Genomic DNA, 14,509 nt, shown 5'->3' on the forward strand with positions numbered 1-14,509 from the left:
TCCGCCCTATGGATTGCACGCGGCCGGCCAGACTCCCTCGCCCGTGATGGGATTACCCGCGTTGCTACACGCCGTGGGCACGCTCAGCGTTCCGTTGACGGTCGTCGTGTGCCCCGCGAACAGGTTGAGCGTGGGAATCGTCGTCGTACCCGAGAGAATGCTCATCGTGCCGTGCTGGTTGACGATGCCGTTATTGTTGAAGCCAGAGGCCACGGTCATCGTGCCTTCGTTCTCGATCGTCCCGGCGTTGATGTACCGGGTGACATTGAAGCCGGTAGGCATATCGACCAGTCCGGTCGAGGCGTTGGTCAGCGTCTGTCCCGTCATCGTCAAGGTCGGATTCGCCGCACCCGATATCGACGACAGCCGCAACGTGCCGTTATTCGTCCACGACTGCGGCGTGGTCAGCGTCGTGGTGCGGATGTCGATGAGCGCCGACGGGCCGGTGGTGAGCGGTGCCGCGACGGTGGAGACGCCGTTGACGACCAGCGTTCCGTTCACCGCCAGGCCAGGGCCCGCGAGAGTGCCGGCCACGAGCGTCAGCGTATCGCCGAGCGGGATGGTCAGGGCGTTGGCCAACGTGGTGCCAGCACCGAGGTTGAGCGGCACCTTCACCGCCGGGACCGCGAGATCGGCACTGACGGTGCCGGCGAAGGCCAGCGTGCCGCTGCCCGTGATCGAGCCGGTCGTGGCGGAGAATGCACCGTTGCTCGCCGTGAGCTGCGTCCCCGTACCGCCAAGCGTGATGTTGCCCGTGTTCGTGAAGCTGGGCGTCGTACCCGACTGCGAGACGATGAGCGTCGCCCCGCTGGCCACGGCGACGGTGCCCGAGCTCTGGTGGACGGAACTCGCGCGATTGATGGTCAAGGGGTGCACGACGTCGAGCAGGCCCTGGTTGTCCAGTTGCGCCTGCAGGGTCCGGCCGCCTCCGCCACCGACGAGCGTGCGAATCGTGGCGTCCGGCTGGTTGCTGAGCGTGCCGCTGGTCACCGCAACCGCGCTGGTCCACCCTGAGGACTCCGCGTTCAATGCCAGCAACCCGCGGTTGGTGAAGCCGCTCGGGAGGGTCAACGTGACGGAGCCCCAGACCGAGTTCGCGTTGACCAACACTTCGCCACCGGTGTTATCGACCGGTGCCGCCAGCGTGATGCTGCCGACGACGGCGAGGCGCCCCTCGACGAACAACGTGCCTGGACCATTCAGCGTGCCGCCGCTGATGCGCAGTGAGTCACCGGCGGGAATCGTGAGGTCCTCGGCCAACGCCGACGCCGTGCTGGAGAACAGCAGGCGCGTGCGCGCCGCCGCTGGGGATCCGATGGTGAGCGCCGCGCCCGTCAGTTGCAGCGTCCCGCCGAAGCCATTCACCTGGCCCCCACTGAGATCGACCGCACCGCCGCTGACGGCCAAGGTGCGCCCGGCGTCGAGCGAGATTACGCCGAGATTCTGGAAGCTCGGCGCCGCCCCGCTCTGCGTGATGGTCAGGTTGTGTGTCGTCAGGGCAATGGCGGAGCGATTGATGTGCTGCGACGCCGCGCGGTCGAGCGTCAGAGCCTGCTGGATGTCGAGCGTCCCGCTGTTGTCCAACTCAGCCCTGAGGACGCGGCTTCCGCCGGAGCCCGTCGCGGCGCGAATGGTGCCCCCACTGGCGTTGACCAGCGTGCCGTTCGTGACGGCAAGCGTCGGCGTATAGCCGAGGTTCTGCGCATCCAGGAGGATGAGGCCTTCGTTCGTGAAGCCGTTGGCGATCGTGAAGGTGAATCCGCCCGCAAAGCTGCTCGCGCGGACGTCCAGCACGCCGGTCGAGGGCAAGGTGACGGGCAGGTTGAGCGTGGCCGTCGCCATCGCGACGAGGCGTCCTTCGATGCTGAGCCCCGGCCCATTCAGCGTGCCGCCGACGATACGCAGCGAGTCACCGACCGGGATCGTATGCGCCGCGCTGAGTGTCGTGCCTGCGCCGAAGTTGAACCGCGTGCGCGCTGACGCCGGCGTGACGGTCAGCGTGACGTTGGATGTCGACAGCGTCCCTGACTCGCCGTCGAGGGTACCGTTGGCGAGGTCGAGCGCACCTGCCGTGACACTCATCGTGCGGCCCGAGCCAAGCGTGATGGCGCCGAGGTTCGTGAAGCTCTGTCCCGCGCCGGCGACGGTGAGGTCGGCGGCAGTGGCGTCGATGAGGCCAGTGGCCGCGTTGAGGTGGACGCCGCTGGCCCGGGTGATGGTGAGCGGCTGCTCCACGAGCAGCGTGCCGGAGTTCTCGAGCTGCGCGTTGAGCGCGCGCGTGCCGCCCGACCCCGCCAGCGAGCGAATGGTCGCGCCGAGGGCGTTCACCAGCGTACCCGTGTTCACGGTCAGTGCCGTCGCGTATCCGAGGTTGGCCGACACGAGGGTGATGAGCCCCTCATTCGTGAACCCGTTCCCCACCGTGACGGTGACGGAGCCGAACGCGTTGGTGGACCGCGCCTCCAGATGCCCGGTGCTCCCGACCGCGAACGGGGCGCTGATGGTGATCGGCGCGAGCGCGACGAGGTGGCCGTCCACGCTCAGGCCCGGACCGCCGATGGTGCCGCCCGTGACGACCAGCGAGTCCCCCGCCGGCACGGTGTGGGCCGAGGCGAACGACGTCCCAGAGTTGAAGCGAAGGCGCGTGCGCACCGTCGCCGGCGTCATCGCGAGCGAGACGTTGGTCATATTCAGCGTCGCCGTGTCGCCGACCAGCGTGCCCTCGTCGAGGTCCAGCGCGATGCCAGTGGCGTTGAGTGCCCGCCCGGTCGCCATCGTGATGTCGCCGAGGTTCTGGAAACTGCCCCCAGTCTGCGAGATAGAGAGGTCGGCCGGGCCCAGCGCGAACGTCGAGCGATGCACGTGCGCCGCGCCGTTCTTCTGGATGAGCAGCGGGTGCTGGAGATCCAAGGCACCATCGTTGTCGAGCGCGGCGGCCAGCGTGCGCGTGCCGCCGCCTGTGCCGGGCAACGTGCGAATAGTCCCGGATGCCGCGTTCACCAACGTCCCGTTCGTGACTGCGAAGGTGGTCGAGTAGCCGAGATTGTTGGCGATCAGCTCGATCGTGCCTTCGTTGGTGAAGCCGTCCGCCACCGTCAGCGACGCGGCGCCGAAAGTGTTCTGTGACCGCACCTCGATGGTGCCGCTACTCGGGACGGTGAGCGGCGTGGAGAGCCCCGCGTTCGACAGCGCCACGAGACGGCCCGCCACGGTCAGCGAGGGCCCGCCGAGCGTCCCGGAGATGAGGCGCAGCGAGTCACCCACCGGGACGGTGTAGGGCGCGTCGAATGCCGTGCCACCGAGCAGCACCAGTCGCGTGCGCATCCCGTCCGGCGACGCGACCAGCGTCACGCCGTTGAGGGAGAGAGTCGCGTCGTCGCCATCCAGGGTGCCGTTGGCGAGGTCGAGCATACCGCCGGTGAACGCCAAGCTGCGGCCGGCCTGGACTTCGATATGGCCGAGGTTCGTGAAGCTCGGCGTCGTGCCGGTCTGCGACACGGTGACGTTGGCCGCGTCCACGACCAACGTCGAGCGGTTCACGTGCGCCGCCGACGCTTTGTTGATCGTGAGCGGCTGCAGCAGCTCGATCGTGCCGGAGTTGTCGAGTTGCGCAGTGAGGCTGCGGGTTCCGCCGGAGCCCACGAGACTGCGGATGCGGCCACCGTCGGCGTTCACCAACGTGCCATTCGTGACCGCGAACGTCGTGCCATAACCGAGATTGGCCGAGATGAGCTCGATCGTGCCTTCGTTGGTGAAGCCGTCGACGACGGTCAGCGTGACGCCGCCGAAGAGGTTGGATGACCTGGCTTCGAGCGTACCGGCGGGATCCATCGTGACGGGCGCGGCGATGTTGCTGCTGCCCGCCGACACGTAGCGGCCCACCACCGTGAGGCCCGGACCGCCAAGCGTGCCACCCACGACGATCAACGAATCGCCGGCCGGAATGGTGTACGGCGTCGTATAGCTGGTCCCGGTGTTGTAGTGGAACCGCGTACGGGCGCTGGCAGGTGTCGCGGTCAGCGCCACGTTCCCCAGCGACAGCGTCGCACTGTCGCCCACCAGCGTGCCGTCCGAGAGATTGACCGCGCCGCCGGTGATGCTCAACGTGCGTCCAGTGGCCAGGTGGATGCTCCCGAGGTTCGTGAAGCTCGGCGAGGTGCCGGTCTGCGTGACGGTCAGGTTGGCGGCATCCAAGGTGAACGAGCCGCGGTTCACGTGCGCCGCAGAGGCTCGACTCAATGTCGTCGTCGTCTGGAAGTCCAGCGTGCCGTCATTGTCCAGCTCAGCGGCGATCGTACGCAACCCGCCACTCCCGGCGAAGGTGCGAACGGTACCGCTGGGCGCATTGACGAGGGTCCCGCTCGACACCGTGAAGGTGCTAGAGTACCCTGCGTCCGCCGCGCGGAGTTCGATGGTTCCCGTGTTCGTGAATCCGCTGGACACGCTGAGATTGACGCTCCCGCCGATGTTGCTCGACCGCGCTTCAAGGACGCCCGATTCCTCGGTGGTCACCGGCGCCGTGATGGTCGCGCTCCCGAGCGCGACGAGGCGGCCCGCGACGATGAGGTCTGGGGCGTGCAAGGTTCCGCCGACCACGCGCAGGGAATCATCGGACGGGATGGTGAAGGGCGACGCGAACGAGGTGCCCGCGTTGAAATGCACCCGCGCACGCAGCGCCTCAGGCGTCGTGACGAGCGACAGCGAGCTGATCGAAAGCGTCGCATCGTGCCCCGTGAGCACACCACCCTCAAGATCCAGCGTGCCGCCCGTCACGCTCATCTGCCGGTCGGGCGCCATCGTGATGCTGCCGAGGTTCGTGAAGCTCGGGCCGGCACCGCTCTGTACGACGGAGAGATTGGCGGCGGTCAGCTCGATCGCGCTGCGGTTGACGTGTGCCGACGCCGAGCGGTTAATTGCCAGCGCCTGCTGAATATCGAGGGTCCCGCTGTTGTCGAGTTCCGCGCCGAGCGTGCGCGCACCGCCGGCCCCCACGAGCGACCGGATGGTCCCGGTTGCCGCATTGACGAGCGTGCCGTTAGTCACGCGGAACTCGTTCGAATACCCCGCGTTGGCGCTGACGAGTTCGATGGTCCCGTGATTGGTGAACCCGTCGGTGACCGTGAAGATCGTGGTGCCCGCTACGCTCGACGAACGCGACTCCAGCGTGCCGGTGGTCTCCGTCACGAGCGGGGCCGCAAGCGTGAACGACCCCAAGGCGACCACGCGCCCGGCCACGACGACCGCCGGTGCGTTGAGCGTGCCGCTGAGGACGCGCAGGGAGTCGCCGACCGGCACCAACAGCGTGTCGACGAAGCTCGTCCCCGTGCCGAGGGCCAAGCGCGCCCGCAACGAGCCGACGTCGGCGTCGATGGCGGTCCCCGAGAAGCTCACCGTGCCCGAGTCGCTGACAAGACTACCGTCGCGCAGGTGCACCGTGCCGGTGGTGAAGGCGAGCTGCCGGCCCGTGAGCACCTCGATTGCGCCGAGGTTGGTGAAGCTGCCGCTGGGTCCGAGGTTGAACGTGAGCGTGCCGGCCCCGATGGTCAGCGAATCCCGGTGCACGTGTGCCACATTGATGCGGCTGACGGTCAGGTTGGCCAGCACCTCGAGCGTACCCGAGTTGTCGAGCTGTGCGTCGAGCGTACGGATGCCGCCGGCGCCCACTGCGCTCCGGATGATGCCTCCGACGGCGTTGACCAGCGGCCCATTCTGCACGCGCAGGCCCGCCGAGTAGCCCAAGTTCATCGAACTGAGTTCGATGGTCCCGGTGTTCGTAAAGCTCTCATCGATGGTTGCCTCGACGCTGCCGATCGTGCCGTTGCCACGTACCTCGATGGTGCCGCCCGGCGCGGTCACCACCGGACCGAAGAGCACCGCGTTGCCGAGCAAGATGTGCCGCCCCTCAGGCCGCCACTCCGGTGCGGTGAAGTTCCCGCCGAAGAACCGCAACGAGTCGCCCGCCGCGATCGTCACCGGGTGCGTGAAGGTCACGCCAGCCGAATTGGATTCCCAGCGGCTGCGCGACGTCGTGAAGTCCACGCTCGCCGCGCCGACGTTCCACAGGGTCACGACTCCCGAGTCGCCCACGATCTCGCCGGGCGCGAAGTCTACGCTGCCGCCGGTGATGCGGAGCTGCCGACTGGCGCGGATAATGATCAGCCCTTCGTTCGTGAAGGACGGGGAGGCACCGCTCTGCGTGACCAGCAGGGTCTGCGTGGCCACGTCGATCGTGCCGCGGTTGCGATGCGTCGTTCCCGCCCGGTCGATCTGCAGCGACTGCTGCACCTCGATGCTCCCCTCGTTGTCGAGCGCGGCGTCGATGATCCGCGAGCCGGACGCCCCGATGTCGGACAGCAGCGTGCCCGTCGGACCGAGATGCAGTTGGCCCGCAGTCACGCGGATCGTGCTCGTCCATCCGCCGTTCGCCGACGACATCACGGCCGCGCCGTCGATCGTCATCGTCGAGGATGTCGTGAGTCGCGCGCTCACGCTGCCCGCGCCGCCACCGATGACCTCGAGCGTACCGACCGTATCGACGTACAGCGGCGCATTGTGGACGACATCCCCGACCACGCGGTAGAGGCCGCGGACGCGGTGGCTGCCGCTGCCGCCCACGGCGCTCGCGTTTCGCGACTGCAGCACCCCGTTCGGCGCGATGTCCACGCCGAGCCCGGTGGAGAGCGTGCCTGCGGTGACGTCGAGCGTCTGCGTGCCGCTCGCGCCGCCGACCTGCACCAAGGCACCGGCGTAGGACGCGCTGAGCGTCACGGTGTATGTGCCAGCCAAGTCGATGGCGACGGTATCCGTGGCCACCGGCACGCGGCCCTGGCTCCAGTTCGTCGGCTCGGACCAGAGGCCGCCGGCCGGATTGGTCCACGAGTTCGTCACGCCCGCGAGCACGATGTCGAACTCCGACGTCGTGGACGGCAGCAAGCCGGACGACGTGGCGGACAGCGTGTAGCCGTTCGCGGCGACGTTGATCGACAGGTCTGGGAAGGTCGCGACGCCATTGACCGCCGTGACGGTCAGCGTGCCGCCGAGCGTCGCGCCGCCGGGATTCGCTCCGAGCGCGAGGGTCACCGGTCCGTCAAACCCGCCGGCGAGGGCGTCGTCGTCAGTCAACGCGTGCACGATCACCGGTGGCGCCAGCGCCGCATTGACGGTGCCGCCGATGGGCTCTTGCGCAAAGACCAGCTTGGTGGCCGCGGCAGCGGCGAGCGTAATCGTCCCGGTCGTGTCGCTCGTGAGCCCCTCGGCGCCGACTTCAAGCGTGTACGCGCCCGGTAGGTCAAGGAGGAGATTGCTGAAGCTCGCGACACCGGCCACGGCAGCGACGTCGGTCGTGCCGCTGAGCTCGGCGCCGGCCGGCGAGGTCGCGATGGCGACGCTCAGCACGCCGGTGAACGTGTTCGCGAAGTTGCCGTACGCGTCGAAGGCGCTCGCCAGGATCGCGGGCGTCAGCGCCACACCGGTTGTCCCGGTCGTCGGCGCCTGCGTGATCGCGACGCGAGAGACGTCCCCGGCCGTGACGGTGAACGCATTGGTGGACCCGTTCGCGGCGCCGGACGTCGTCGCGTCCAGCACGTAGCCGGCCCCGGCGACGGTGAGCTTCAGGTCATCGAAGACGGCGATGCCGTTCTCCGCCACCACGGTCGTGGTGCCGCTGAGGACGGCCCCGCCGGGTCCGCTTGCGACGACCATCGTCACCGGCCCGTCGAAGTCGGTCGCCACGGCGCCGCCGGCGGTGCGCGCCTCGACGACGATCTGCGGCGTGAGCGTCACACCGGCGACCTGTGCACCCACCGAGGTCGTGACGACGAGCGCGGCCAGACCTTGATCGACCACGTCAAAGGGCGCGCTCACGGTTCCGACGGCGTTGGCGGCGCTCGGCACGAGCGTGTAGCCCGTCCCCGCCTCGCTGACGGTCAGGTTGTTGAAGCAGGCCGCGCCGCCCGAGGCGGCCACGATGGTCGTGCCGCCGAGCGTAGCAGCACCGGGATTGTTGCCCAGCGCCATCGTGATGTTGCCGCTGAACGATGGCATCGGGCGGCCGAGGACGTCCTCGACGGCCACGCACACGGCTGGGACAATCGGCACACCGACAGCGACGTGCGCCGGCTGCGACGTGAAGACGATGCGCGCCGGCGCGCTCGCGCCCGCCGTGTAGAGCGCGGTGATCGCGGAAGGGTCCAGCGCGCCGGAATAGATCCGCAGTTCGTCGATGTCGCCAGCGAAGAACGCATCGGTCCCATCCACGCCGCGCCCGAGCCGCGTGAACGTCCCGCCGGAGGGGATGGACACGTATGGGTTGCCGGTGATCCACGGCGTCCCGTTGCGATACACCGTGACGGAGTTGCTGAACGAGTCGGCGACCACCACGAGATGGTGGAAGAGTCCGTCGATCGTCGGCGCGAGCGCGCCGCCGCCTTGGGTATCGAGATACGTGAACCCGCCGTCGCTGCCGTGGCCGAGCGTCAACGCGGGCGCCAGCCCAGTCCCCTGCGACAGATACGCCACCTGCGTGCTCAGCGAGGTCCGGTTGCGTACGAACAGCGAGATGGTCCACGACCCGGACGGCACCAGCGCCGAGGTGAACTGCGCGTGCGCGCCCTCGCCGTCGAGGGTCAACACGCCGTCAGCGACCGTGGCAGCGCCGAGCAGGCTTCCACTGGCACTTCCCGCCACGTCCGTGAGTCCCGACGTGAAGGGGAAGTGGTGCAGGAGCTGCACCGTCGGCGTGGAGGCCGCGAAGACGGCTGGTTGGCCCGTGTTGCCGGTGAAGTTGGCGGTCAGCGCCTGCGCACCCGTCGTGGTGGCGAGCGTCCACGTGGTGCTCGCGAGGCCGTTGGCATCGGTGACGACCGGCGAGGTGCCGACCCCGCCGTCGCCGCCCGCGACGAAGTTCACGCTCACGCCGGCCATCGGCAGGTTGTCGCTGGCACGCACGCGCACCACCACCGGCGCCGACAGGGTCTGGCCGGGCAAACCAACCTGGTTGTTCCCAGACACGACCTCGATGGTCGCCGCCCGCGGGAGGACGACCACGCTCACCGTGTCCGTCTGCCCCGAGAGCAAGAACGCCTCGATGCGCGCCTCGCCACGGCCGGCCAGCGTCGTGCCGCTGCCCGCGGTGGCGGCGGAGATGGTCGCCAGCGACGGGCTCAGTGATCGCCAGCCGATCGGCGTGTTGGCGATCGGCAGCGAGTCGGCACCGAGCGCCTGCCCCGTGAAGGCGAAGGCGTTCCCAGACAGCACCGTATCCGCACGTGGCGTGATCTGTACGCTGACCGCGTCGGCGCCCACGCCCACATAGTCCACGTCGATGGTCGGCGCGGGCGGGGGCGGCGCGCCAGCCCGCGTCGGGACGACGGTGACCGACACCGGCCCGCCGCGGAAGACGGTGTCGCCGCTGGCGTTGATGTAGGCGAGTGACAGCGCCATCACCTCGCCGGAAGCCGAGCCCAGCGGCACGGTGAGGCTCAGCGGCACCGAGTCGGCCCCGCTGGGGAAGTCCACCACCCGGTCCACAACGACATCGCCGGCAGCATTGTGCAGGAGCACGCGCACGCGATCGAAGGGCACGAGTTCGCTCAGGACGGAACTGGCGATGTCACCGGCCCGGAACTGCGGAGCAAACGAGAAGCCGCGGGCCACCCAGCGCCCTTCGGGCGCCGTGACCTCGCGGCCGCAGCTCAACGCAGAAATGACCCCCAGCGCCGCGATGGCGATGGGACGGCGGAAGGGGCGGAATGGCACGCACAGAACGTGCGCCCCAAACCGCCCCTTCGCAAGAAACCTAGGTCACAATTTCGACCCGGCTGGCGCCCCTAGAATCGCAAGCCGACGCCGAGCGTGACCCAGCTGCCCGCCCCGCTCTTGAAGGGCTTGTTGTACGAGGCCGTGGCCTCGAACATCAGCAGGCCCACCGAGATGTTCGGGGTGAACGCCCATTCCTGGGCGTCGGTGAGGTAGCCGAACTCGGCACCGAGGTCGAGCAGCGGGATGGGCGAGAAGTGCGGCCCGACCTGCAGCGTGATCTCCGACACGTCTTCGATGAGCGGATTAGCTGCCTTGAACTGCGTGTAGGTCACGCTGCCCATCATCTTCACGACCAGCAGCGGCACCCCGGCGCGGAAGTAGGCGCCGATGCCGGCGTCGTGGGAATCTGCGAAGTCACCCTGCGGCAGCGCGCCGTGCGCACCTACGCGGATGTCGAGCAACGGGATCTGGGCCTGCGCCGGCGCGGCGGCCAGCGCGAGGAAGGCGGAGACGGCGAGAATGCGACGGAGCATCGGGGACCTCAGGGCTAAGAGAGAATCAGGAACCTGCCCCAGAAGGACGATGCGGCCTTGACGAAGGTCAATCTGCGGCGTCCTTCTGGACCGCGAAATACCAGTTCTGCGCGAGCGCGGGCAGTAGGGTGCCCAGCGCGTCGTCCAGCACATTGAGTACCCCGCAGATGGCGCGGTTGTCCCCAAGCCACGCCGGCAGCCGGAGCCAGGAGTTGCGTGGGAACAGGTTATAGCGACCCATCGCGAGCGCCCGCGCGCCGCGTCCGCGCAGGTAGCCGTGGATGTCGGCTGCCGAAAAGAGCCGTGTGTGTTCGTGCCGGACCGCGCCACGGCGATTGCGCCAGCGCACGGCAGCCTCGATCCAACTGCCCGCGTTCGGAAAGTGGAAGACGAACATCCGCCCTCCGGGCCGCAGCACGCGGAGCAGTTCGTCGAAGGACCCCTGCTGGTCCCCGCTGAGCTCGTGCACGTGCTCGAGCACCCCGACGCTGAAGACAGCGTCGAAGCTCGCGTCCGCGAAGGGCAACGTCACCGGCGCGTCTGGCGTCCCGGCCACGAAGCGGAACTGCGGATGCGCCAGCACGAACTCGGGCGGCGGCTCGTACGAGTAGCCGGTGACATCACAACCCGACTCAAGCAAGAAGCGCGAGAAGTGTCCGTTGCCGCAGCCCCAGTCCAGCACGGCCTGCGCCTCGCCGAGGAACCGGCGCGTCAGCGCATAGGCGTGACGGTACTGCCCGATCGTCGCCAGCCGCTGCAGGTGCAACGGACGCTCCGCGTGCGGCAGCGCCGCGACGGCCGCGTGGAACTCCCGCAACGTCGGCACGCGGCCAGTGGGCACGCGCGAGCTACTCGACGCGGAAGATCTGCACGCGCTCGACGCCGAGCGAGTCGCGGGCGCGGCCGACGAGGTGATCGCGGCCGATGCGCAGCACGGTCACGCCCTCGGGTGTCGCAACCTCGCCCAACAGTTTGCCCTCGGGGCTGAGCACGTCCCAGCGCTGCTGCGTCACACCCGGCATCCGGAATCGCTCAAGCCAGATGCGCCGCGCGCCATCGAGCTTGATGCCCTGATAGAGCGGTGCGTACTCAGGCATCGGGAGCGCCTTCGCGTAGAGCGCGGCGTAGCGTGCGCTGTCGGCGCCGCGCATCTGGGCCAACGCGCGGCGCTGGTACTCCTCCCAGACATCGGCCGTGCGCACGCGCGCGCGCATCCACGCTTCCTCGCCGGTCACCTGCCCGTCGAAGCCGCGGAACTCGAGCACCGGGGCTACCGGACTCACGAGCACCAGGCGGTCGCCATCCACCGCCCAGAGCGTCTCCGATGACAGGGGCAAATACGGAAAGTGAACCGAGCCCGCGTGCTCGTTCACGAAGCGCGGGCGGCTGGGCAGTTGCAGCACGGTGTCGCGGAGCGTGCCCAGCGAATCGTAGCGCAGGATGTGGTACGAGGACGGCAGTACCTGCCCGGGCTGGCCGGTGAGGCGGCCACCGTCCGCGAAGGCCGTCGCGATGAGGTCACCATTGGCGGCCACAGCGCGCAGGAACGGGCGCGGCGTCTCGGTCGAGAGGCTGAAGGCGCGCGTCGTGCGGTAGCGCAGGTCGGCGCCGATGTGATGCACGCGGAAGACGCCGTCATCCGCCGCGACGATGCCGTCGCCGAGCGGGTGGAGCAGCATCGACGACATCTCGCTGAACTCCATTGGCCCGCCGCCGCGGCGGCCCAGCGCGCCGGTGTAGCGGCCGGCCGCATCGAAGATCCGGAGCTCCTGCGAGCCTGTGTTCGCCACGACCACGCGGCCGTCGGCGAGACGGATTGCATCGCGGACGAGGTGTAGCTGGTACGGCTCGTCGCCCTCCTCGACGCCGATAGACAGCACCGGCGTGGGATCGATGCGAATGTCCGCCGTCTTCACGCCGCCGCCCTCGCCGCCGCAGGCGGCGGCGAAGACGGTCAGCGCAACCGCTGCGCGGCGCATCAACGCCGCTGCCCCATCCGGTACTCCTTCGGCGGCACGTTGCCCTGCAGGTGCTGCACGAAGTAGTCCCAGCGACGGCGCATAATGTACGCCCCATCCTGCCCGAAGCCGTGGCGCGCGTGCGGCAGCATAATGAGGTCGAAGTCCTTGTTGGCCTTCATCAGGGCGTCGACGACGAGCAGCGTGTTATACGGCGGCACGTTGTCGTCCATCATCCCGTGGATGAGCATCAGCTTGCCCTTGAGGTTGGCGGCGTGCGTCTGGTTGGCCTCGGCGGCGTAGTTATCCGAGTTGCCGTTGCGCACCAGCAAGCCTTGATAGCGCTCGCCCCAGTCGTCTTCATAGTTGCGGTTGTCGTGATTGCCCGACTCGGCGATGCCGACCTTGAAGAAGTCCGGTGCGCGGAACATCGCGGCTGCCGTAGCGAAGCCGCCGCCCGAGTGCCCCCACATCCCGGCACGGTCGATGTCGATGAAAGGATAGCGGCGCGCCAGCTCCTGCATCCCGGCCACTTGGTCCGGGATCGTGTTGTCGCCCATCCGGCCGTAATAGAAGTCGTGGAAGGCCTTGGAGCGCTGCGGTGAGCTCCCCATCCCGTCGATCGCCACCACGATGAAGCCCAGCTCGGCCAGCGCCTGATGGTCGGAGCGGGACGGCGAGAACGCGCGGCTGCCCACCGAGCCGCCCTGCGGACCCGGATAGATGTAGTTGATGATCGGGTACTTGCGCGTGCTGTCGAGCTCGGTCGGCGTGAACATCAGGCCGTAGAGGTCCGTCTGGCCGTCGCGCGCCTTCACCGTGAACGGCGTGGGCGGACGCCAGCCGGTGGCCGTCAGGCGGGAGATGTCCGTGCGCCCGAGCTCGCGCACGATGCGGCCCGTGTTCGCGTCACGCAGCACGACCACCTGCGGCACGTTCGGCTGCGAGTAGGTATCGACGAACCAGCGGCCGTCCGGCGAGAGGTTCACCTGATGGTGCCCGACTTCGGGCGTGAGGTGCACCAACTGGCGCCCGTCGAAGTTCACGCGGTACAGCGACTGGAAGTACGGGTCGCGCCCGGCCTCACGCCCCTGCGCGGTAAAGTAGATGCGCCGTGCACGCGCATCGATGCGCAGGATGCCCGTCACGTTGCCGTCGCCGGTGGTGATGCGGTTCTTGAGGCGGCCGGTGCTGAGCTCGTACAGGTAGAGATGCACCCAGCCGTCGCGCGTGGACCACCAGATGAGCTCGTTGGAGGCCGGCAGTGCGCGCCAGAGGCCCGACGCCAGCGACGCGTCGCCGATGTGCGTCTCGGCGCGCTCCTCGAACAGGGTGCGCACCGCGCCCGTGCGGGCATCGGCCACGCGCACCCAGGCCTGCTTGTGATCGCGCGAGGACGACACGAACGCCAGCTGCGAGCCGTCCGGGAACCACTCGAGGTCGCAGACCTCGAGGCCGCAGGCGATGTGGTCGCTGACCGTGGACCGGTGCTGGTCCGGCGGCATCTGGAGGCGCGTGACCTTGGGCTTGCCGTCGCCGCCATCGAGCGCGACGACCACGCGCTGGACGCGGAAGATCACCGAGTCACCCGGCAGCGGGTAGCGCCAAGCGTCGAGCCGCGGCGCGCCGACGTTGGTCGAGACGAGGTACATCATCGAGACGCCGCGGCCGTCGTGCTGAAAGGTCGCGATCTGCCGCGAATCCGGGCTCCAGTTGAGCACCGGATTGTTGTTGTGCACCCAGCCGGCGTTGTTGGTGGCGTAGCCGAAATCCTCGACGCCATCCGTGGTCAGCGCCGTCTCGACGCCGGTCACGAGGTCCTTCACCCACAGGTTGTGGTTGCGGATGAACGCGGCCTTGCCGCGGTCCGGGCTCAGGCTCGAGTTCGGCGGAATCGACTGCGCCGGCCGCGCCGGGGCTGGCGGGGTGCAGGCGTCCTGCTCGGTGCACACGCGGCTCGTGTTGCGTGCCGGATCCACGATGCGCTGCTCGGCGCCCGCCGCCAGGTTCACGCGGTAGGAGAGGCGGCCATCGGCGAGCCAGGTGGGCTGCGTGACCTGACCGCTGACCAGCGGCATCACGGCCGGCGCGAGGCGGCGCTCGGCGCGGGCGTAGTCTTGGTCAGTGAGCTGGCGGCCCTGGGCGGCGACCAGCGTGGGCAGGGTCAGGGCGGCGAGGGCGAGTGAGCGGAGCAGGCGCATAGGTCTCTTCATATAGAGGGGGAACAGGCCAGGCTACGGCCGAAACTTACCGGCTGAG

Annotated in this window: 5 protein-coding genes; all 5 read right to left on the reverse strand. The window is 68.8% G+C overall.

Annotated elements, in window-relative coordinates:
• Nucleotides 1-6: 6 nt before the first annotated feature.
• The 5 genes from KF689_10065 to KF689_10085 all read right to left on the reverse strand — a co-directional run bounded on the left by KF689_10065 (nt 7) and on the right by KF689_10085 (nt 14,463).
• Entirely contained in the window at nt 7-9,756 is a 9,750-nt protein-coding gene (locus tag KF689_10065) for a hypothetical protein (GenBank protein ID MBX3133716.1), read from the reverse strand.
• A 71-nt stretch (nt 9,757-9,827) separates the two neighbouring features.
• On the reverse strand, nt 9,828-10,292 hold the full coding sequence (locus KF689_10070) for a hypothetical protein (protein MBX3133717.1): 465 nt from the start codon (nt 10,290-10,292) through the stop codon (nt 9,828-9,830).
• A 67-nt stretch (nt 10,293-10,359) separates the two neighbouring features.
• Nucleotides 10,360-11,133 (reverse strand): class I SAM-dependent methyltransferase, encoded by a 774-nt coding sequence (locus KF689_10075; GenBank protein ID MBX3133718.1) that lies wholly within the window; start codon nt 11,131-11,133, stop codon nt 10,360-10,362.
• Nucleotides 11,134-11,140: 7 nt separating this feature from the next.
• Nucleotides 11,141-12,271 (reverse strand): hypothetical protein, encoded by a 1,131-nt coding sequence (locus KF689_10080; GenBank protein MBX3133719.1) that lies wholly within the window; start codon nt 12,269-12,271, stop codon nt 11,141-11,143.
• Nucleotides 12,271-14,463 (reverse strand): DPP IV N-terminal domain-containing protein, encoded by a 2,193-nt coding sequence (locus KF689_10085; GenBank protein ID MBX3133720.1) that lies wholly within the window; start codon nt 14,461-14,463, stop codon nt 12,271-12,273. The genes KF689_10080 and KF689_10085 overlap by 1 nt, the downstream gene beginning before the upstream one ends.
• Nucleotides 14,464-14,509 lie beyond the last annotated feature (46 nt).

Source organism: Gemmatimonadaceae bacterium (assembly GCA_019637355.1).
In the GTDB taxonomy this organism is placed as follows: domain Bacteria; phylum Gemmatimonadota; class Gemmatimonadetes; order Gemmatimonadales; family Gemmatimonadaceae; genus Pseudogemmatithrix.

What these genes read in the sequence shown, in the direction of transcription:
- KF689_10070 (MBX3133717.1), bottom strand. Translation starts at nt 10,292, where the DNA reads ATGCTCCGTCGCATTCTCGCCGTCTCCGCCTTCCTCGCGCTGGCCGCC.
- KF689_10080 (MBX3133719.1), bottom strand. Translation starts at nt 12,271, where the DNA reads ATGCGCCGCGCAGCGGTTGCGCTGACCGTCTTCGCCGCCGCCTGCGGC.
- KF689_10085 (MBX3133720.1), bottom strand. Translation starts at nt 14,463, where the DNA reads ATGAAGAGACCTATGCGCCTGCTCCGCTCACTCGCCCTCGCCGCCCTG.